21 protein-coding genes are annotated in these 20,334 nt (G+C 62.3%); 11 read left to right on the forward strand and 10 right to left on the reverse strand.

What is annotated here, in order from left to right; translation table 11 throughout:
• Positions 1-32: 32 nt before the first annotated feature.
• Positions 33-569 carry a hypothetical protein gene (locus X907_RS01370; protein ID WP_127565273.1) on the forward strand — a complete coding sequence of 179 codons (537 nt, stop codon included), beginning with the start codon at positions 33-35 and terminating at the stop codon, positions 567-569.
• 3 nt (positions 570-572) lie between these two features.
• Here the strand turns inward: X907_RS01370 and X907_RS01375 are convergent, their stop codons facing one another.
• On the reverse strand, positions 573-2,129 hold the full coding sequence (locus tag X907_RS01375) for an amidohydrolase family protein (protein ID WP_127565274.1): 1,557 nt from the start codon (positions 2,127-2,129) through the stop codon (positions 573-575).
• 122 nt (positions 2,130-2,251) lie between these two features.
• Between X907_RS01375 and X907_RS01380 the strand changes: the two genes are divergently transcribed.
• From X907_RS01380 to X907_RS01390, 3 genes are read left to right on the forward strand one after another with little or no spacing between them, the layout of a single operon-like run.
• The gene (locus tag X907_RS01380) at positions 2,252-3,553 is read left to right on the forward strand and encodes an ATP-grasp domain-containing protein (protein ID WP_127565275.1); all 1,302 of its coding nucleotides are present in this window, start codon (positions 2,252-2,254) and stop codon (positions 3,551-3,553) included.
• Between the two features lie 6 nt (positions 3,554-3,559).
• On the forward strand, positions 3,560-4,249 hold the full coding sequence (locus X907_RS01385; RefSeq protein ID WP_170175409.1) for a gamma-glutamyl-gamma-aminobutyrate hydrolase family protein: 690 nt from the start codon (positions 3,560-3,562) through the stop codon (positions 4,247-4,249).
• A gap of 49 nt (positions 4,250-4,298) precedes the next feature.
• Positions 4,299-4,913 carry a hypothetical protein gene (locus X907_RS01390; protein WP_127565277.1) on the forward strand — a complete coding sequence of 205 codons (615 nt, stop codon included), beginning with the start codon at positions 4,299-4,301 and terminating at the stop codon, positions 4,911-4,913.
• Between the two features lie 7 nt (positions 4,914-4,920).
• Here the strand turns inward: X907_RS01390 and X907_RS01395 are convergent, their stop codons facing one another.
• The 3 genes from X907_RS01395 to X907_RS01405 are packed head-to-tail and all read right to left on the reverse strand — an operon-like array spanning position 4,921 to position 7,514.
• The gene (locus tag X907_RS01395; protein ID WP_127565278.1) at positions 4,921-6,672 is read right to left on the reverse strand and encodes a sensor histidine kinase; all 1,752 of its coding nucleotides are present in this window, start codon (positions 6,670-6,672) and stop codon (positions 4,921-4,923) included.
• A 5-nt stretch (positions 6,673-6,677) separates the two neighbouring features.
• On the reverse strand, positions 6,678-7,301 hold the full coding sequence (locus tag X907_RS01400; protein WP_127565279.1) for a sigma-70 family RNA polymerase sigma factor: 624 nt from the start codon (positions 7,299-7,301) through the stop codon (positions 6,678-6,680).
• A 3-nt stretch (positions 7,302-7,304) separates the two neighbouring features.
• A complete protein-coding gene (locus X907_RS01405) occupies positions 7,305-7,514 on the reverse strand; it encodes a NepR family anti-sigma factor (protein ID WP_127565280.1) in 210 nt (69 codons plus the stop codon).
• Between the two features lie 201 nt (positions 7,515-7,715).
• Between X907_RS01405 and X907_RS01410 the strand changes: the two genes are divergently transcribed.
• From X907_RS01410 to X907_RS01420, 3 genes are all read left to right on the forward strand, one after another.
• Positions 7,716-8,486 carry a response regulator gene (locus X907_RS01410; protein ID WP_127565281.1) on the forward strand — a complete coding sequence of 257 codons (771 nt, stop codon included), beginning with the start codon at positions 7,716-7,718 and terminating at the stop codon, positions 8,484-8,486.
• A 17-nt stretch (positions 8,487-8,503) separates the two neighbouring features.
• Positions 8,504-8,677 (forward strand): DUF1328 domain-containing protein, encoded by a 174-nt coding sequence (locus tag X907_RS01415; RefSeq protein WP_127565282.1) that lies wholly within the window; start codon positions 8,504-8,506, stop codon positions 8,675-8,677.
• 143 nt (positions 8,678-8,820) lie between these two features.
• Entirely contained in the window at positions 8,821-9,600 is a 780-nt protein-coding gene (locus X907_RS01420) for a PRC-barrel domain-containing protein (RefSeq protein ID WP_170175410.1), read from the forward strand.
• Positions 9,601-9,656: 56 nt separating this feature from the next.
• Here the strand turns inward: X907_RS01420 and X907_RS01425 are convergent, their stop codons facing one another.
• The 3 genes from X907_RS01425 to X907_RS01435 all read right to left on the reverse strand — a co-directional run bounded on the left by X907_RS01425 (position 9,657) and on the right by X907_RS01435 (position 11,270).
• On the reverse strand, positions 9,657-10,082 hold the full coding sequence (locus tag X907_RS01425; protein WP_127565284.1) for a hypothetical protein: 426 nt from the start codon (positions 10,080-10,082) through the stop codon (positions 9,657-9,659).
• 96 nt (positions 10,083-10,178) lie between these two features.
• A complete protein-coding gene (locus X907_RS01430; protein WP_170175411.1) occupies positions 10,179-10,931 on the reverse strand; it encodes a Crp/Fnr family transcriptional regulator in 753 nt (250 codons plus the stop codon).
• A gap of 153 nt (positions 10,932-11,084) precedes the next feature.
• A complete protein-coding gene (locus X907_RS01435) occupies positions 11,085-11,270 on the reverse strand; it encodes a CsbD family protein (protein ID WP_127565286.1) in 186 nt (61 codons plus the stop codon).
• 250 nt (positions 11,271-11,520) lie between these two features.
• On the opposite strand from X907_RS01435, the gene X907_RS01440 reads away from it, so the two are divergent.
• From X907_RS01440 to X907_RS01450, 3 genes are read left to right on the forward strand one after another with little or no spacing between them, the layout of a single operon-like run.
• Positions 11,521-13,293: an N-acetylglutaminylglutamine amidotransferase gene (locus X907_RS01440; RefSeq protein WP_127565287.1), complete on the forward strand. Its 1,773-nt coding sequence runs from the start codon at positions 11,521-11,523 to the stop codon at positions 13,291-13,293.
• A gap of 24 nt (positions 13,294-13,317) precedes the next feature.
• Positions 13,318-15,087 (forward strand): N-acetylglutaminylglutamine synthetase, encoded by a 1,770-nt coding sequence (ngg, locus tag X907_RS01445; RefSeq protein WP_127565288.1) that lies wholly within the window; start codon positions 13,318-13,320, stop codon positions 15,085-15,087.
• On the forward strand, positions 15,084-16,280 hold the full coding sequence (locus tag X907_RS01450; RefSeq protein ID WP_233352464.1) for an osmoprotectant NAGGN system M42 family peptidase: 1,197 nt from the start codon (positions 15,084-15,086) through the stop codon (positions 16,278-16,280). Before ngg ends, X907_RS01450 begins: the two co-directional genes overlap by 4 nt.
• Here the strand turns inward: X907_RS01450 and X907_RS01455 are convergent.
• The gene (locus X907_RS01455) at positions 16,277-17,050 is read right to left on the reverse strand and encodes an EAL domain-containing protein (RefSeq protein WP_127565289.1); all 774 of its coding nucleotides are present in this window, start codon (positions 17,048-17,050) and stop codon (positions 16,277-16,279) included. The two genes, X907_RS01450 and X907_RS01455, sit on opposite strands and share 4 nt — an antisense overlap.
• Positions 17,051-17,225: 175 nt before the next feature.
• Here X907_RS01455 and X907_RS01460 point away from each other — a divergent pair, with 175 nt between their 5' ends.
• On the forward strand, positions 17,226-18,143 hold the full coding sequence (locus X907_RS01460; RefSeq protein ID WP_127565290.1) for an acyl-CoA thioesterase: 918 nt from the start codon (positions 17,226-17,228) through the stop codon (positions 18,141-18,143).
• A 276-nt stretch (positions 18,144-18,419) separates the two neighbouring features.
• Here X907_RS01460 and X907_RS01465 read toward each other — a convergent pair whose 3' ends face one another.
• Together X907_RS01465 and X907_RS01470 are read right to left on the reverse strand one after the other, a co-directional pair.
• Complete coding sequence (locus tag X907_RS01465; protein ID WP_127565291.1) at positions 18,420-19,556, reverse strand: pyridoxal phosphate-dependent aminotransferase; 1,137 nt, start codon at positions 19,554-19,556, stop codon at positions 18,420-18,422.
• A 9-nt stretch (positions 19,557-19,565) separates the two neighbouring features.
• Positions 19,566-20,264, reverse strand: a complete 699-nt coding sequence (locus tag X907_RS01470; RefSeq protein WP_127565292.1) for a DUF4197 domain-containing protein — start codon at positions 20,262-20,264, stop codon at positions 19,566-19,568.
• Positions 20,265-20,334: the final 70 nt, after the last annotated feature.

Raw genomic sequence — 20,334 nt, forward strand, 5'->3', positions numbered from 1 at the left:
GAACTTGCCGGAATTTCAGCGGGGACAGCGGCATGAAACCGGCATTTCTCACGGCGGTTATAGGGGCGTTTGCCGCTGCGGCCTGCGTTGCAGAGGAAGAGCGTGCGCCAGACTGGGTGGAGACACCGGAAATGGAGGCAGCGCGGCTCCTTCACGAGGCAGCGTGCGCGAACTGGCCTGATCCTCACGCACTTTACGATGCAGCCTGGCAAGGCGATCTGGGCGCTATTGATTGCGAAATAGCCAGTGACGAATGGCGCTTTGCCGCCTCCACCGGCTATGAATATGTGGATTATTACCGGCTTCAAACAGGCTACCGGCGCTGGCAGGTTAGCGGGGAGCGCGATGAGCGTGCGCTAACGGCGGCCCGGAACCTGCCGCGCTTCGAGGTGGCAGGCGAGGTGGCCTATCACGGCTATCGCCTGCGCAAGGCCAGCAATCCCGATGAGCCGCTATTGCCCCACAATCCGTGCTGGGAACTGAACGATATCCAGCTTGAACTGGTCCGGGTGGCGATCCCGGATGAGGAGAGCGCCCCCTGCCTCGAAAGCTGGGGGATTGACGACTGATTCCTACTCCGCCCCGCTCGCCACTGTCCCCCGGACCGGGCGGCCCGGCAGGACGGAGGTGTCCAGCTCGCCGCCATCGACCAGCACCGTGCCGTTCACGATCACATACTCAAAGCCGACGCTCGCCTGTGCGGGCCGTTCAAACGTCGCGCGGTCGGCCACGGTTTCGGGGTCGAACACCACGATATCGGCGTCCATGCCGGGCTGCAGGCGGCCCTTGCGGCGCATTTGCGGCACGGCGTCTGAAAGGATGCGGGCAGGATAGAAGCTCGCCTTGGCGACGGCTTCCGGCCAGTCGATCACGCCGCGCTCTCGCGCATAGATGCGCAGGAAGCGGCCATAGGTGCCAGCGCTGCGCGGGTGGGCATGGGCGTCCTCCGGGATCGGCCAGATGTCACCATCAAGACGCTCGCTGCCGACAGACCATGGCCCGCCATCAGAGGCGATTGCCCCGCCGGGAAAGAGGATGGACCTGTCCAGATAGGCCTGATGCTCCGGGCGCTCATCGGGGTTCAGGAAGTGGACCACAATGCCGGTGCCCGGCGCATTTTCCTGCAGATCGTTAAAGCGTTCCTCGTCCAGCGGCACGCCCTGAACGGTGAAGTCGGAATACTCGATACCGCCCATGCGGTCGCGCCAGCCTTCGCCCCGGAACATGGCCGCGCCAATGCCGGTTGCGCCTGCGCCATAGGGGTAGGCTTCCACGGTGATGTTCACGCCATTGGCCTGCGCCGTCTCGATCATGTCGGCGATACGGTCGATGTCCGAAAGGCTGATCGAGTTGAGATGGCTGATATGCATGTGCGCGCCGGTACCGGCAGCGACAGCCACCATCTCCTGAAAGCCCTCGAACGAGCTTTGCGGCTCTATCGCGCTCAGGAAGCGTGCATGGGTGAAGGTGGGAACATCGCGCGCTGCGGCCAGCGCGTTGACGGCGTGATACTCGCCCCGGCTGATGCCGGGCGCGTAGCCCAGCAGGATGCCGATGCCCAGCCCGCCCTCTTCCAGCCCGGTATTGATATGGCGCAGGATTGCTGACAGGCGCTCATTGTCGGCCAGTTCGGTCTGCCAGCGTGGATCGCCGATATAGCGGAAGAACCAGTATGTGTCGGCATGCGGCTCGACATCCATGACCGCAGCGATGCGTGCATGCGCCCAGCTGGACGCCGCGCCGTAATTGATCGGACGGCCTTGTTCGGCGGCGCGGGCGTAGAAGTCCGACACGGGCAGCACACCGGATTCCAGCTCCAGCGTGGTCGTCACCCCGTCCAGCGCCTGCATGCGTCCGGCTGGCGTATCCTGTCCGTGTCCGTGCAGATCGATAAAGCCGGGCGCCACGATGCGGCCCGCCGCGTCAATCGTGCGCGTGCCTTCCAGCGGGGTTTCGGAGATGATCGCTATCTCGTCGCCCCGGATACCGACATGGCGGATCGCGTCCAGCCCGGTTTCCGGGTCGATGACCCGGCCATTGTTCAGAACAAGGTCATAATCCTGCGCGAACGCGGCCGGGCTAAGCGCCAGAGCGCCTGCCAGGGCCAACTTCGTGATGATACCAGTCATGGCCGGTCTCCCCGTTTTCATTTTCTCCATCAATTCTCTTATCAGAGAAAATTGACCCTGTCAGGTTTGTTTGCGCAAGAGGTGAAGCTGGAACCCGATCGCGCCCGGCGCGTTTCCACCGCATGAAAAAACCGATTGTGATTATCACCTATGCCCGCAGCCTCATGTCGTTGACGGTGGCGGAATCCTGCCGTGAACTTGCTGGCCGCATCGTCGCGGTCGACAGTGTTGACCTGACGCCTCTGGGTTTCTCGAAGAATTGTGATGAGGCGGCCGTAACAGCCGATTGCCGCAGTGATCCGCAAGGCTTTGTCGACGGCCTCGTCGAAGTGTGTGCCCGCTTTGCAGGCGAACCGATCATCATCATGCCGGTATTCGAGGAGATGGAACTGCTGGCGCGTGAGCGGCACCGGTTTCCCGCCAATGTCACAATCGCAGCGCCTGAGGCAGAGGCTATCGGCAAGGTCACGCCCAAGCACAAGCTGGCCGAGACCATTTCCGGCACGGACATTCCTGCCCCTGCTACCGAGATCATAGGAGATGGCAAATCCGGGCTGAACGAGCCGGAGGGCTTCACCTATCCCTTCCTCGTCAAACCGTCTGAAGGTGCCGGCGGTCGCGGCATCAGCAAGGTGGAAGGCCGGGATGAGCTGGATGCCTATGCGGCGGGTCTTCGTGAGAAGGATGTCATCCTGGCCCAGTCCCTTGCCCCGGGTGAAGACTATTGTGTCTCCGCTCTGTGCCGGAAGGGCGAGCTGGTGATCTGCTCGGCCTACACCAATCTGGAGCAATTTCCCAAGGAGCACGGGGCCGGTGTGGTGCGTGAAACGGTGGATGCCGCGCCCTTTGTGGAAGCGATACGCAAAATTGCGCGCGAAACCGGGTGGGACGGCATCTTTGAGGCCGATTTCATGTGGACGGGTGAGGAGGGCGATACGCCGCTCCTCATCGAGATCAATGCCCGCTTCTGGGCCGGCGTGCGTCATTCCAAACTGTCCGGCGTCGACTATCCCCGCCTGCTGCTGGAGCAAGTCCTGTTTGGCGAGATCCGTTCCGACCCCGGAGAGCCGGAAATCGGCCATCGCTCGAAGGTACCCATGATCTGGATGCCCTCTGCCGTGACGGAGGCTTTTTCCGAGACGGAATATGCCGAAAAGCTGTCCGATGCCTGGGAGCACCTTCAGACTTCGGGCGAAAGCCTGCTGGAGCGCGTGGGCCGTTTTCTTGGAACGCTGGGCAGCGCGAAATCGGCCGGTGAAGCGATAGACGACATAATGTTCCGGCTCACCGACAGGTCTGATCTTGATATCGATCTGATCGCCGAAGATGATCCGCGCTCCGCATTGGGAGTGCTGTTCATTGCCTCCCATCTCGCACGCCACGGCAAGCTGCCGCCGGAAATCTCCTACAAGCCCATGGACTAGTCCCTGTTGAAACCTGTTATCGGATATATCGGCGCTCCGGACGGTGACCGGCTGGTTGGCGCTCTGACCTCGCTCATCATCCGCCTTTCGGGTGGCAAGCCGGTCCGCCTGCGTAAACCCCCCGGCACGCAAGAGCGGCGCATTGACGGGCTGATCCTGCTGGGCGGTCTGGATATACACCCCAGCCGTTACAACGCTGAGATCGAGGTCGAAAGCCAGTTCGACCTGCAGCGGGACGAGCTTGAGCTGGCGTGGCTGGATGTCGCGTTTGAGCGGTCCATACCCGTTATGGGCATCTGCCGCGGGCTGCAAATGCTCAATGTGAAGGCGGGCGGCGATCTTCATCAACGCCTCGACCCTGAGGTAACGAGAAACTGGCCGAGCGGCCCGGTCGGCTATGCGCTGTTCCGCAAGCCGGTCGAGGTGTTACCTGAAACCTTTCTGGCCCGCGTGTTTGGTCCAGGACCGCTGCGGGTGAACAGCCTGCACCGGCGTGCCGTGCGTAATGTGGCGCCCGGTTTCAGGGCGGCGGCCTGCGGAGAAGGGGGCGGCGTGCAAGCCATCGAGGCGCAGGGAGATGTGCTGCGTTTCGGTGTCCAGTTTCACCCTGAGCTTCTGCCTCATCGCAAGGATATGCGCCGTCTGTTCCGGCGGTTTGTCGATGCCTGCAGGACCCCGCAAAAGACAGATAATTGAAACCTGATGGCAGCAGGCGCGTTTACCGTTTCAACGGAGGTAACACGCGATGCACATGGCAATCGGATCGACAATCGCCGCAGCGCTGACGGGTCTCGCGGCTGGCACAGCGGTGATGCTCGCTGACCCGCAAACCGGGCGCAGCGGTGTCCTGGCCGCGTCTGCAGCGCCTGCAGATGCGTTCGAGGGCATGCGCGTCCAGCTTGCCGAAGGGCGCGCCTATATCGATCAGGTGCATTATGGCGAGGCAGGTTCGCCTGTCGCCTTTACCGTGCGTATTGGCGCCGGTTCGCGCACCGCAGCGCGGTTCGTCCCTACCCTCCCTGCCCGAGTTGATGCAGCCGACATCCACATTGATCCCGAACGCGGTATCGCTCTTGCCGCCTACGGTGAGGGCGCCCTGCTGGCACAGCAGATGTCATCAAGCGTGGAGATTGCCGATAGTGACCGGGCAGCGCTTGCTGGCGCTCCGGTCATCACCGACCGGGGCCATCGGTTCGGAGAGGTGGAACGTCTCGCGTCAGAGCCCGGAGCCGGGCTGGTGCTGATGGTTCGCCTTGGTGGCGCTGGCGGCGGTATACAGCCTGTACCGTCCTCGTGTGCTGCTTTTGTCCGCGAGACAGGGCTGGTCATCGTGCGCACCTGTAATCTCGGCACGATCTGAGCAAAGCCTAGTCGTCCCAGCTCTTGCTTATGGGGAAGGAGACGGCGGCTTCATAGCCGCCCAGCCCGCTGACGCGTGTTTCAAATTGGCCGCCCAGCTGCTGGGCAAAAGCATGCATCAGGGACGAGCCTGTACCAGCGCTGGCCGAAGGATCAACGCCGGTGCCATCATCGCCAATCGAAATCAGGCACTGATCGTCTTCCTCACACGTCAGACGCACCAGTATGCGCCCCGTCTCTCGGCCGGAGAAGGCATGTTTGAAGGCATTGGTGACCGCCTCGGTGACGAACAGGGCCATGGGTGCGGCCTGATCGGGGCTCAGAGCCAGCTCTTCACAATCCACGTCCACCCTGATCTTGCTGTCATGTCCGCCCAGAACGTCGCCCAGATTGCGGATCAGGTCGTTCAGGAACGGCGCGACTTCAATGAAACGCAGATCATCGGTTTCGTAGAGACTGCGGTGGACCAGGGCGAGCGCATTGATCCGCCGGCGTGCATCCATCAGCGCCTCTGCCGCTGCCGGATCGCTTATCCGGCCAGACTGCAGATTCAGAAGGCTGACAATCACCTGGAGGTTATTCTTGACCCGGTGATGGATTTCCCGGAGCAGGCCCGAGCGCTGGTCAACGGCGTCTGCAAGCTCGGTACGTTGCTCGTCCAGCGAGGCGGCCATCTGTTCCATCACCGCCGCAAGCCGGGCCACCTCACGCGGCGCCTTGCGTGCGCGCTGCGGCACCAGATCCAGACGGCCTGCGGCGTATAGCTGTGCGATACGCTGGAGATAGGTAAGCCAGCGCAGGATGAAATAGTCCACCGCCACCCAGACACAAACCAGCACCAGCAAGGTCATGAGAGCCGGTATCGCGAACGTGCTGATGACGCTGATACCACTCCAGTCCTCAAACACGCGTGCGGGCGCCGCTATGGCGACTCCGAGCCGTTCCGGGATCAGCGAAGCAACGATCACCTCATAGCCGGACCGCATGCCTGTGCCTTGCGCGCGGATAGCTTCGCCAGGCTGGGCCTGCTCCAGAAGTGCGCCGACAGCGACATTCTCGAACAGATTATCAATGATGGTGCTGCCTTCGAGTTTCAGGGCGCCCTGGCGGCTGATCAGGGCGATCTGGGCGTCCGCGCTCAGCCGCTCGCGCCGGACAAGGCGTGCCGCGGCACTCATGTCTGTCGCAACCGCAACCACGCCGGCAAAGGTGTTGGATTCTGTCCCGTCAGCGGCCGGGACCGCGCGCAGGCGCCTGACGGTCAGTACCACCTGGCGCTGGGACATGGCACCGAAAACCACATCGCTATGGGTCCTGTCAGCGCCGTCACGTAACGCCTGAAACCAGTCGCGGGAGCCGAAATTCCGCTCATTGGTGGCCGGTTGCACGGCAGAGCAGACAAGCTCGCCTTGCGCATCCAGAACGGCGATGTTCGAGACGGTTTCGTCCGCCCGGGCCATGTGCTGGAGCGTTCGTTCGCACGCCGCGGGATCATCCATCAGCGCAAAAGACCAGGACGCAATCGCGCCTGCCTTGCCGTCAGCGCGCGAAAAGGCCGCTGTTATGGCTTCTGAGGCTGTGAGCGCAGCTGCATGCAGGCGGTCAATCTCGCGTTCGCGCTGCTGCTCATACTCCATAAGCCCCTGCACACTCGACAAGACGAGCAAAGGCATGAGCGCAAGGACCAGCACTGCGAGTAGCTGGATCCGCAGACCCCTGCGCGATCCGTTTTCCAGCGCTTCCGAGACCCCCGTCAGCAATACCGTCAGGCCCCCGATGTGAGGGATTTGACCTCAGCCATGATCAGATCAGCCGATTCAGAGGGCTTTATGTCGTCACCGGCAGAGCGCTGTTTGGGACCGGATTCCAGTATCGCGGCCAGTGCAGCGCGCGCCCGGCTGACCCGGCTTTTCACCGTGCCTACCGCGCATCCGCAGATATTGGCCGCTTCCTCGTAGGAAAAGCCGCCCGCACCAACCAGAATGATCGCCTCGCGCTGGTCATCGGGAAGCTCGAGCAGCGCGCGGCGCGTCTCGTCCAGCTCCATCACGCCATTCATCGAGGAGGGACCAGTCAGCGTCCGGTCCGCCTGTTCCTGGTCCCAGGCCACCTGGCGCCAGCTCCGCCTGCAATTTGAGTAGAACTGGTTGCGGACGATCGTGAATATCCACGCTCGGAAGTTTGACCCGGCGCGGAAGCGCTTGCGCGCATTCCACGCTTTCATAAGTGCATCCTGGGTCAGATCGTCTGCCGCGCTGTCATCGCCTGTCAGTGAGCGGGCAAAGGCTCGCATGTAGGGAATGGCCTCGGCCATCTCCCGCTTGAATTCGCCGACGGGCAACGGTTCGGCAGGCGTGTCCGCAACTGTATCGCAATCGGGGCTAACCATGTGTCAGCCCTCATTCCCGTTGGAGCCGTTCTTCACCGGGCCGCTCTGGTCATCCAGCTCGTCCAGCGCCGCCAGCATCTGCTCGAAATCGTCCGGCACGCCTTGACGTACGACATCGTCGTATACGGCTTGCAGGCGCGCACCTATGACACGCTGGCGGCTCTTGACCGCCTGCGCGTCCGGTTTGTCATCAGACTTGTTCATAGCACTCATACTTACTCTTTGCGGTTGCGCTTCATTCCGGCGGTACGGCTATCTGACATAGCGCCTGAAACATCTTGCTGTATCGTCCCATCGAGCCACAAAACGCGCCTGCGTCAAAGAGGTTCCGCTGAACGGCTGTATTTGTCAGCTGCCATGGAACGGGTATCGGCCGCGCGCGTTAACAGGGCAGGTTCCGTCCGGAGGAGACTGATGAGTTTTTCGAATGCTATCCGCCCGCATCTGCCATATTTGCGGCGCTACGCCCGTATTCTGACGGGGTCCCAGACAAGCGGTGACGCGTATGTGCGCGCTTGCCTGGAAGCTGTTCTTGCCAATCCGCAAGGGTTTGACCGCGAGCAGAGTCCGAAGATTGCGCTCTATCAGCTTTTCCACGCCACCTGGGACAGTTCCGGCGGCCTGGAGTTCGCGTCGGCGCTGGACAAGCGTCTGTCGCAGATAACCCCGCTGCACCGCCAGGTGATGCTGCTCACCTCCGTCGAGGGGTTCAGCCTTGAAGATGCTGCAACCATCATGCGCATCAGCAAGGAGCAGGCGGAGGGCGCTCTGGTAAGTGCGCAAAAAGAGCTGGAGCAGGGGCTTGCCACCTCCGTGCTGATCATTGAGGACGAGCCGATTATCGCCCTCGATCTTGCCACTGTGGTCGAGCGTCTGGGGCACCGCGTGTGCGATACCGCCCGCACCCGCAGCGAGGCTGTGCAGAAGGCCGAACAGCATCGTCCTGGCCTCGTGCTCGCCGACATTCAGCTGGCCGACAATTCTTCCGGCATTGATGCGGTGCGTGACATTCTCGCCGCTCAGGATGTGCCCGTGATCTTCATCACCGCCTATCCTGAGCGTCTGCTCACCGGCGAACGCCCGGAGCCGACCTATCTCATTACAAAGCCGTTTATGCCTGAAACCGTTGCCGCGACGATCAGCCAGGCGCTGTTCTTTGCAGCGGAACCTGCTGAAGCCTCCTGATCTGGAAGGGATGAACCATGTTTGGCTGGGCCTTGCTGTTCCTGATAATCGCCATTGTGTGCGCGGTATTGGGCTTCATGACACTTGCCGGAGCGGCCGCGACGATCGCTCAGGTGCTTTTTGTTATCGCGTTGGGGCTAGCTGTCCTGTCGGCGGTCATCCAGGCATTCCGTGGGCGCCCGCCGGTATAAATTCTCAGTTCTGAAGACATTAAAAGCCAGATCATAACATAAATTATGGTCTGGCTTTTTTAGTGAATTATTCTGGAACGGATACGAGGGTGTAACGTTTGTCTGCCTAGGAGCTTTCGACTCCTGATTATATGGAGGTGGACATGAAAATGTTTCTGAAAACATGCACGATTATTGCCACAGGTGGCCTGCTGTCGCCGATGGCTTTCGCAGACGAACCGTCATCCGGAAATCCCGACCGCTCACAGGAAGCGCGTGAATGGGCCGGAGACCGTGCTGACCAGGCTGGCAACTGGGCATCTGAAACCGGCGATACGCTGGGTAATGCCATTCTTCCGGACCGCACGCGCCTGACCGCGCGGACCCTGACCTCGACGGACCTTGAGTATGAGGGCGGTTCGGCGCCGATCCGTGATCTTCGCATGAGCACGGATGGCGAGATCGAGGCGATTGTCGTCGCCCATGGCGGTTTCCTTGGCATGTTCGGTGATGAGGTCGAAGTTGATGCCGTGTCGGCGTCTGTTCGCCATGATCTCGACGATGGCGAAATTGTCGTCGAGGCCAATATCACCGAGGCCCAGATGGAAGCCGTGGCAGAGGGCGAGCGTTCGGCCATGTCGCTGGAGCTGGTTGAAGAGCGCTCCGATACGGCGCTCTACTATTCCGACCTCTCCGGCGCGGAAGTCCATGGCGCCAACGGTGAAGCCATCGCGGTCATCCGCGATGTGGAACTGAGCGCAGATGGCCGGGCCGAATACGCCATCGTCCGCGATAGCGGCTTCTTCAACATGCTGGGCGAAACGGGCCGTCTGGCCTTTTCCGACCTGTCGCTTGAGCACAATGGCGATGGTTGGGAAGTACACGCCCGGTCGATCACCGAAGCTGATATCGAGCGTATTACCGAGGACGACGATGCCCGCTAGATAGCGGAGTATCCGTGCCAAAATGGCCCCTGCGCGGCAATGCGCGGGGGCCTTTTTTATTCTGTGCCGGGCTGCAGGGTGAACAGGCCGCTCAACATGGACTGCTCGGCCCGGTGCAGGGGCAAGTCGAGAATGAAGGCGGTTTCCGCCAGCGAAAAACCTTCTACACACACGAGTATCAGTGAGGCTCTTGCCGTGAAGGGCAGGCCCCACAGGGCCGCCGCAAACGAGGCAGGGCTTGCCGGGGCCGACGCTGGAAATGACCGCAGATTGGTGTTGGCCACCGGGCTGGCGTGCTGCAGCCGGGATGTAAACTGACGGAACAGCTCGCGCTCGGTACTGGTCAGCTGCGCGTCCGGGTCATTGGCGGGCGTGTCGGCAAGAAGCCGGCCAAGCACAATGCCGGCGGCGGCCAGATCAGCGGTCAGCAGGAATCCGTACCTGTGAAGGCGGATGGCGAGGGGGAGTTTGGAAACGGGCATTGGCTGACGGCATTGCCGCCTGCTCCTTTGTCTAACGCCCACTCCCCTTACCAATCGCGCGCGTCTGGCGCGCTAACATAGATTGTCTGGCGGCCCTCATGCCTGCCCGGCGCCTGCGAGGTCCAGCGCGTGATCGGGCCGGGCCAGATGCAGATAGCGGGTATCGTAGTCGGCTTCGCGCGCCAGCGCGTCGATGTCGGTGATCCGCAGCCGGCCTTGTGCTTCAAGGACGACCAGACCCTCGCGCCGCAATTCACTCAACGTGCGCGATACATGGACAGGTGTCAGGCCAAGGCAGTCAGCCATCACCTCGCGGGTCAGCGCCACCTCGACAAGCCCGTCGCTGGGTCCGCCGCCAAGCGCCTGCCGCCGGACGAGTTCGAGCAGCAAATGCGCCAGCCGGACACGCGCGCTGCGGCGGCCGATGCGGACGATGTGCTCGCGTAGAATGCCCTCCTCCTGAACCACGCTCCACAAGAGCGAGGTTGCCACTTCCGGGTCGTCGTGGAGCAGTTGCAGAAACCGCGCAGGATCGACTTCGCACAGCATGACCGCAGTCATCGCTTTGACGGAATGGTCAGCCCGGGTGTCGATCAGGCCCTGAAGGTCGCAAATGTCGCCGGGCAGCAGCATGTTCAGTATCTGGCGCCGCCCATTGGCCAGGTTGCGATAGCGCATGGCCCAGCCGCTTTCGATCCAGAACAGCGAGCTTGTCCTCTCCGCCTGCCGCATGAGGCAGTGACCTGGCTCCACCAGACGATTGCGTTTTCTGCAGGCGAGCAGCGCTTGCGCGGCGCGGTCACCCAGCTTGCCATGATGGCGCAGGCGCAAGATGAGAGGGCTTGTCATAGGGGACATCTCCACGGTGATCGCCCGCACAACGGCCGGGGCAAGCTGAAGATATACGTCCAAGCGTGAAGCCCGGTTCCGGGCCCTCAACGCAAATGCGCCCGCCGGAGCGGCGGGCGCATGGGAATATGCAGTCAAGACAGAAAGGCAAAACTACAGGTTTTCCAGTTCTTTCTCGGCCTCTTCGCGAGTTTTCCCGTAACGTTCCTGAATCTTGCCGACGAGCTTGTCTTTCTCGCCATCAATCTGTTTCAGGTCGTCATCGGTAAGCTTGCCCCAACGGCTTTTTATGTCGCCAGTGAGCTGTTTCCACTTGCCTTTGATTTCGTCGGAATTCATCTGGTTCTCCTTATCATGCCCCATCTGTAAACGTAGCTCATGCCGGGCAGTTCCGCCAAAAAACTGGCAGATGGCAGGGATCGCGTTGGAAAGTGCCGCGTTAGATGGTCTACAGTGAGGAGGACAGCTGTTTGCGGATTTGCCGCATACGGTTGAACTTCGTCTGTGGCATCATATCTGGAAAACTCATCGCCGGTTCCGGCGGATCATCCGGATTTTTCAACAGTATTGATTTCAGGAGGCATTTTGTATGTGCGGTATTGCCGGTGAATTGCGTTTTGACGGAGAACCTGCCGACATCTCCGCGCTGGAGGCTGTCACGGGCCTGATGACGCCGCGCGGACCGGATGCGGGCGGTCTTTATGTCCAAGGCGCGGCCGCCCTTGGGCACCGTCGCCTCAAGATCATCGATCTTACCGATGCCGCACAGCAGCCCATGGTCGATTCCGAGCTTGGTCTTTCGGGCGTGTTCAATGGCTGCATCTATAACCACAAGGAGCTGCGTGCGGAGCTGGAGGCCAAGGGCTACCGCTTCTTTTCTGACGGTGACACCGAAGTGCTGCTCAAAGGCTATCACGCCTGGGGGGAGGATTTCGTCCAGCGTCTGAACGGCATGTTCGCCTTCTCCATTGTCGAGCGAGATTCAGGACGTGTACTGATTGGGCGCGATCGCCTGGGCATCAAGCCCCTCTATTATAATGAGACAAAAGGCGCGTTCCGTTTTGCATCGAGCCTGCCTGCGCTGCTGGCCTTTGGCGATATTGACACCTCGCTGGATCCCCAGGCGCTCAATTTCTATTTCTCCTTCCATGCTGTTGTCCCGGCGCCGTGGACGATATTGAAGGGCGTGCGCAAGCTGCCCCCGGCAACACTCCTGAGGATCGAGCCTGACGGCACGCGCTCCGAGCGCCGTTTCTGGACATTGCCCTTCGGCCCGCGCGATGACGAAGCCGGTCTGTCGCGCGGCGAGTGGAAAGAGCGTGTCGCCGATGCGATGCGCCTGGCCGTTAAGCGGCGTCTCGTTGCGGATGTGCCGGTCGGCGTATTGTTGTCGGGCGGGCTCGACAGCTCGCTGATTGTCGGCTTGCTGGCAGAGGCCGGGCAGACGGGCCTGAAGACCTTCTCCATCGGCTTTGAGAGCGTGGGCGAAGAGGCTGGCGATGAGTTTCAGTACTCGGACATCATCGCGGAGCGTTTCCAGACCGATCATCATCAGATCCGCATTGATACCGCCCGCGCATTGCCTGCGCTGGAGCGCGCGATCGGCGCCATGAGCGAGCCGATGACCAGTCATGACTGCGTGGGCTTCTTCCTTCTCAGCGAAGAGGTGTCAAAGCACGTCAAGGTCGTTCAGTCCGGTCAGGGCGCTGACGAGATCTTTGCCGGCTATCACTGGTATCCGCCCATGCTGGACGCCAACGATGCCGTCGGGACCTATGCCAAGGCCTTCTTTGACCGTGACAGCGCGGAAATGGGCGAGTTGCTGCACGATGGATGGGCCGATGGCGATTTCGCCCGCAAGTTCGTCGCCCAGCACTTCGCGAAAGGCGGGGCGGAGCGGCCGATAGACAAGGCCTTGCGCATCGATACCGAGATCATGCTGATCGACGATCCTGTAAAGCGGGTCGACAACATGACCATGGCGTTTGGGCTGGAGGCGCGCGTGCCTTTCCTTGATTATGAAGTGGTGGAGCTGGCGGCGCGTGTACCTGCGGAGCTGAAAATCGCTGATGGAGGCAAGGGCATATTGAAAGATGTCGGGCGCGACGTGATACCGTCCGAAGTCATCGACAGGCCCAAGGGATACTTCCCGGTGCCGGCGCTGAAATACCTGCGCGGCCCGTATCTGGAGCGGGTTCGTGACGCTGTCACATCAGACAGCTTCCGGTCGCGTGGCATCGTGCAGGATGGCTATGTCGACAGGCTTCTGGCAGACCCGGAGGCCCATATCACGCCTTTGCGCGGCTCGAAGCTCTACCAGATCGGCTTGCTCGCCATGTGGCTTGAAGCGCATAATGTGTAATCGGGATGTGATCGGAGGCGGCACATGAGCCAGCCACGCAAGTCCGGCAAACGCAACCCGATGGGTCACCGCCTGAAGCGTATGCGCGATCAGTCCATGCGTGCTGCTGTTCCGGGTGCGGACGATGCGGCGCCTCCCTCTCTGCCCGCCAATGTTGTCGTTGATTGTGGCTGGGGGCGGCTGGCCTTTGCCCAGACCTTTGAAACCGCCGACGAGCTGGTGGACGTTCTGCGCAGCGAGGAAAGCGCAAAGCGCGACATCGCCTTCTACATCCGTGACCCTCATGTGGTGCTGGCCGCTGCGCCGCAGGAGCTGTTTCTCGATCCGTCGCATACCTACAGACTTGATCTTGCCACCTACCGCCCGCGCCGAACCCCTGTTCGCGGCTATTTTGTCCGGCGGCTATGTTCCGAGGCGGATGCCAAGGCGGTAAACCGGATCTACCGGGCACGCGGCATGGTGCCCGTGGAACCAGAATTTTTCTGGCGCCAGCGCGACAGCCGCACACTGACGGTCCTGGTGGTGGAGCACGATGAAACGGGCGAAGTTCTGGGGGCCGTCACGGGCGTCGACCATAGCCGGGCTTTCAATGACCCCGCGCACGGCTCCTCGCTCTGGTGCCTGGCGGTGGACCCGCGCGCCAGCCAGCCGGGCATTGGCGAAGCGCTTGTGCGCCGCCTGGCGGAGCTTTTCCAGGCCCGCGGTGCGGCGTTTCTGGATCTCTCCGTGCTTCACGACAATGAATCCGCGATAGCGCTCTACGAGAAACTTGGCTTCAAGCGCATCCCTGTGTTCACGCTCAAGCGCAAGAACACGATCAATGAAAAGCTCTTCATCGGTCCGCCCCCGGAGGAGCAGCTGAACCCTTATGCCCGCATCATTGTCGATGAAGCCCGGCGGCGCGGCATCGGCATCGAGGTACTGGACGCGGAAGGCGGCTTCTTCAGGCTGAGCTGGGGTGGGCGCGCCGTCACCTGCCGGGAATCCTTGTCTGAACTGACGACGGCGGTGGCGATGAGCCGTTGCGATGACAAGGCCGTGACGCGCCGGCTGATGGAAGCGGCCGGTGTTCCGGTGCCGCGCCAGCTCAGCGCAAATGCCAGCGAAGCCGACCGTACAGCATTTCTCGATGCGTGCGGCTCGGTGGTGGTCAAGCCGGCCCGGGGGGAGCAGGGGCGCGGTGTTGTGGTGGGCATTGAGACGCTTGCCGATATGGACGCTGCACTGAAGCACGCCGCATCGATTGGGCCTGACATTCTGATCGAGGAGTGCGTGCAGGGCGATGATTTGCGCGTGGTGGTGATAAATGACGAGGTGGTCGCGGCTGCGCTGCGCAAGCCGCCTGAAATTCTCGGCGATGGCGAGCGTACCATCCGCCAGCTGATAGAGCGTTTGTCCCGGCGCCGGTCAGCGGCCACGCAAGGAGAGTCCCGCATCCCGCTTGACGATGAGACGGGCCGGTGCGTACGGGCAGGCGGCTACAGCCTGGATGATGTTTTGCCACGCGGCGCGCACCTGCGTGTGCGCCGGACGGCCAATCTGCATACGGGTGGCACGCTGCACGACGTAACCGCCGAGCTTGGCCCGGCTATTGCGGCCAGTGCCCTGAAGGCGGCGCGCGCCATTGATATACCTGTGGCTGGCATGGACTTTATCGTCACCGATCCGGCAGGCACCCACCATGTCTTCATTGAAGCCAATGAACGTCCCGGCCTTGCCAATCACGAACCTCAGCCGACTGCCGAGCGCTTCATCGACCTGCTGTTTCCGCTGTCGGCGAGGCGCCCTGAATGAAGAATAGCGTCATGCCCCTTATCGACGACACCTATATTGCAAGCTTTCTCAAGACCTTGCTCGAGACCCCAAGCCCGACCGGCTACACCGATGCGGTAACACGGGTGTGTTGTGCCGAACTGGAGAGGCTGGGTGTCAGCTATGAGATAACGCGCCGCGGCGCGATCCGCGCCCGGCTGCAGGGTGGCCGCCGCCAGCCGGCCCGCGCCCTCATCGCGCATGTCGACACGCTGGGCGCGCAGGTGAAATTCCTCAAAGAGAACGGACGCATGGAGCTGGTACCGATCGGGCACTGGTCCTCGCGCTTTGCAGAAGGCGCGCGCTGCACGGTCTTTACCGCCGGGCACGGCGCGTTCCGGGGTACGATCCTGCCGCTCAAGGCGTCGGGTCACACCTTCAATGAAGAGGTGGACACACAGCCCGTGGCCTGGAGCCAGGTCGAGTTGCGCCCTGACATAGTGGCCGAGAATGCGGCGGATCTGGCCGTCACGGGCTTCAATGTCGGAGACTTTGTCGCCATTGATCCGCAGCCGGAGTTTCTCGATAACGGCTTTGTGGTTTCGCGCCATCTCGACGACAAGGCCGGTGTCGCGGCGATGTTTGGCGCCATCAAGGCCCTGGTTGAGGGCGAAGTGCAACTGGCGGTCGATACCTATTTCCTGATTTCAGTGACCGAGGAGGTGGGCCATGGCGCAAGCTCGGTTCTCACGCACGACATTGCCTCCATGGTGACCATCGATAATGGCACCACCGCGCCTGGACAGAATAGCCGGGAGTTTGGTGTCACCATAGCGATGGCCGACCAGACCGGGCCGTTTGACTATCACCTCACCCAGAAACTGCTGCGCCTGTGCCGGGAGGAAGAGATCGAGCATCAGCGCGACATATTCCGGTATTACCGCTCGGATTCGGCAGCGGCGATTGAATCCGGGGCCGATGTGCGAACGGCGCTGGTCACGTTCGGCATAGACGCCAGCCACGGCTATGAGCGCATCCACATGCATGCCTTGCACTCAGTGGCGCGCCTGATTCATGCCTATGCCGCATCGCGCGTGGAGATACGCCGCGACGCCGAACCGCTCACCGATTCGCTCAAAGGCTTTACCGGCCTGCCCATGGACCCGGCCAATGAGGAAAGCTGGGATGGGCGCGATGATGCACCCGAGCGCCCGTCTGAAGGCGGCCAGAACTAGCCCGCCGCTGCCAGCCCGACAGGGGCCGGCTCCGGCCAGCTGATGTCGGGCAGACCGGCGATTTGCGGGCGGGCAAAAAGGAAGCCTTGCATCAGATCAATGCCGAGCGACTGAAGTGCATGGAACTCTTCGACGGTTTCGATGCCTTCAGCGACAAGTTTCAGATCGAGAAGCCCGGCGGTCGCAACTATCCCTTTAAGGATGGCATTGCGGCCTTTGTCGGCATGTACATTGCGCACCAGCCCCATATCCAGCTTGATGACGTCGGGGCGGAACTCTGCCAGCAGGCCGAGGCCGGAAAACCCGGCCCCGAAATCATCAATCGCGGTAATCAGATTACGCGCCTGATACTCGCGGACAATGGATTTGACGTGATCCACGTCCTCCATTTTTTCGCCTTCAGTAAATTCGAGCATGATCCGGTTGACCGGGAAGCCGGTCCGGTCCGCGGCGTCCAGTGTGGCGCGGATGCAGGCGGCTGGCACATAGACGGCGTTGGGCAGAAAGTTGATGGACAGGATCGGGCCGTCAGCCTCGTTGAACAGCGCCGCTGCCATCTCGATGGCTTTTACCCGGCAGGACTGGTCGAACGCGTAGCGGTTCTCGGCTGTCACCTGATCAAGGACCCAACCCGCTCCCTGGCCTTCCGGGCCGCGAACCAGCGCTTCATAGGCCCACACCCGGCGGGCCCGGATGTCGATGATCGGATGAAACGCCATGGTGAAATCGAAGGGCGCCTTGACGCCGTCGCGGCATGCAGAGCAGGGCATAAGGCTGATCCGTAAAGCTTAAAACGTCATGAATTCTAGCTCCACAATCATAATAAGTTCTTACACTTAACGGGCGCCGGCGGCCCCCGCTGCCTGCCAGGCCTAACAGGGCTTGCGGCCCGGCAAAAACTGCTAAGATGGCTTCCGCATTGCAGCATAAACTGGATATTGCCCCATGAAATACGATCCCGCCCGCGCCGCCGAGCCCTTCCCCGTCGACAGTCAGGATGTGCAGGGGCTCGCCGATGGCCTTGCCCGGCTCCTGACCGTGGAGGAACTCGACACCGATCTTTACCGGGGGCCGCGCAATCCCGGCGGCAAGGGCCGCGTGTTTGGCGGACAGGTGGTGGGCCAGGCACTACGCAGCGCGGCAGCATCGGTCGATCCGGACCGCGTAGCTCACTCGCTGCACGCCTATTTCATGCGCGCGGGCAATGAGGACTACCCCATCATCTTCCGCGTAGAGCGCGATTTTGATGGCGGCAGCTTTTCCACCCGCCGTGTGATCGCCATGCAGAAGGGCCAGCCCATTCTGAACATGGCGGCCTCCTTCCAGCGTCACGAGGAAGGCCTCTCCCATTCGGACGACATGCCGGAGGTGCCTGGCCCGGAAGAACTCAAAAGCGAAGCGGAACTGGCGCTGGAACAGAAGGATTCCCTGCCGGAAGCCTTCTTCAACATGGTCACCCGCCCGCGCCCGATAGAGCTGCGCCCGGTCGGCCCGTGGTCGCCCGGCAATCCGCCAAAGCTCGATCCCGTGCGCCATATCTGGTTCCGCGTGCGCGGCAATCTGGGTGACGACCCGTTACTGCATCAGGCCGCGCTCGCCTATGCGTCCGACATGGCGCTTCTGGGCACGTCCATGCAGCCGCACGGGGTCAGCTGGGTGTCGCCGGGCCTGCAGTCCGCGAGCCTTGATCACGCGGTCTGGTTCCATGGGCGTGTACGCATGGATGAATGGCTGCTCTACACCACGGACAGCCCGTGGGCGGGCGGCGGACGCGGCTTTAACCGGGGCCGGCTCTTTACCCGCGATGGCAGGCTGGTCGCCTCCACCACGCAGGAAGGCCTGATCCGGGTACGCAAGAAGTAGGGCTGGGAATATCCTCGCGCATTGTCATCCTCCGGCCGCGAAGCGGTCCGGGGGACCCATGCCTCTTTTAGTTCCGCAACGCATCCGCGTTGCGATGTTCCGCGAAAAGTCGCGGGCAGCCGGTCGGCCTTGCGGCCCCTGCCGGGGCCGGACTGGCTCCCCGGCGCGCAGAGCCGCAAGCGCGAACGCGCGCCCGAGCTAATGCGAGGAGCGACGCACGGATGTGCGGAGCATCAAGAGAAAATGGGTGGCCCGGACAAGCCGGGCCATGACACCTCAAGAGCCTCTCAACGCCGCGAACCACGGCTCCATGCGGGAAATCGCCTCCTTCACCTCCGGCGTCGACACAGCGAAGCTGAAGCGCATGAAGCGGTGGCCATTGACCGGATCGAAATCGAGCCCCGGTGCGGTGGCCACAAAGGTGTCGCGCAGGAGCCGCTCGCAGAAGGCCAGCGAGTTGTCCGTTAGATGGCCAATATCAGCCCAGATATAGAAGGCTCCGTCCGGCGGCGCGATGGAGCTCAGCCCCATGCGCGGCAGGGCTTCCAGCAGCGCGGCCCGATTGGCGCGATAGGTCTGCACATGGGCTTCCAGCTCCTTGTGGCAGTCCATCGCGGCCAGTGCCGCATGCTGGCTTAAGGAAGGCGGCGTGAGGAAGAGATTGCCGCGATAGGCGCGCACCGTGTCGGCCTTGTCCTCAGGCGCAATGATCCAGCCCAGCCGCCAGCCCACCATGGAATAGTATTTGGAGAAGCTGTTGACGATGAAGGCCCCGTCATCGAACTCCAGAACGCTGGGCGTCGGCTTGTCGTAAGCGATGCCGTGATAGATCTCGTCGGAAATGATCCGTATGCCGCGCGCCTTGCAGACTTCAGCGATGGCGGCGAGTTCTTCCGGTGGCAGGATGGTGCCGGTAGGATTGGCCGGGCTGGCGATGATAATGCCGGCTGGTGCCGGGTCCATCTCCGCAAGCATCTGCGCACTGAGCTGGTAGCGGGTCTCCGGCCCGCAATCGATCTCGACGGGCTGCAGATGGATGGCGCGCGAGGTGTTGCGATAGGCGACGTAGCCGGGGCGCGCCATGGCGATGCGGTCACCGGCTTCAAACCCTGCCAGCATGGCCAGCAGCAGGGCAGGAGAGGCCCCTGCGGTCAGGACCACACGCTCCGGCGCAATATCCAGCCCATAGGTTTCGCGATACTGCGCGGCGATGCGGGCACGTAGCGGCGCGCTTTCCCAATAGCTCATCGCATCACTGTCGAGCACGCGGTGCGCGGTCTCAATGGCGGCCTTTGGCGCGCCGGTGGAGGGCTGGCCAAACTCCATATGGATGACGGGCTTGCCTTCGGCTTTCAGCCGGTGGGCAAGCTCTGAAATGGCAATGGCCTTGAAGGGTTCGATGCGTGTCGTCATGCGGCCTGTCTAGCCGCCAATCAGCCCCCGCAAAAGCCCCGATGCACGGCGCACCGGATCACGCCGGATGGAGCGCTCCTCCTCACCAACATAGTGGAAGATACCGCCTAGCGCGCGCTCCACGGCAAAGTCGGTCAGCTGGCCGCGCAAACTCGCCGCCGGGCTGTTCCCGCCGCCGCGCCCAAACAGCCCGCCAAGGCCGGAGCGCTGAGTGACAAGGTTTGATGCTCCATCGAGCGCGGAATATGCGCCAGACGCAGTGAGCGTCTCTTCCATGGGCGGACGTAAGAGGCGCGTCAGCGGCGTTTCAGTGCGGCCTCTCAAGTACTGCGTGGCGGCCGTATCCGGCCCACGCAGGATCGAGGCGGCATCCTGGATCGTCAGGGACCGGATGGCATCGACGACTAGGCGGCGCGCGGGCGGCATGGCCTGTTCCGCCGCGCGGTTCATGCGCATTTCCACATCATCGAGCGGCCCGGCGAGGCCCAGCGGCTGCAGGCGCTGCTGCGCGCTGCGCATCGTGCCGGGCAGGGGTATGCGCACCACCGGATCGCCAAAGAAGCCGTCACGCCGGCCAAGCCGCGTGGTCGCCGCTTCGGTGGCGGTGGTGAGAAGCTGGCGGATGGCCGCGCCGCCATCGGCTTGCGCAAAGCCCGCAGGCGTGATTGCGAAGGCCAGCCCCGTGGCCAGAAATGTGCGGCGGTCCATTGGTATAGCTCCTCAGCCCTTGATGCGTGCAAGAGTGACTATACGCCGATGAACGGGGGCTGACAGAAAA

Origin of the sequence: Glycocaulis alkaliphilus, from assembly GCF_004000605.1 — a bacterium.
Lineage (GTDB): Bacteria > Pseudomonadota > Alphaproteobacteria > Caulobacterales > Maricaulaceae > Glycocaulis > Glycocaulis alkaliphilus.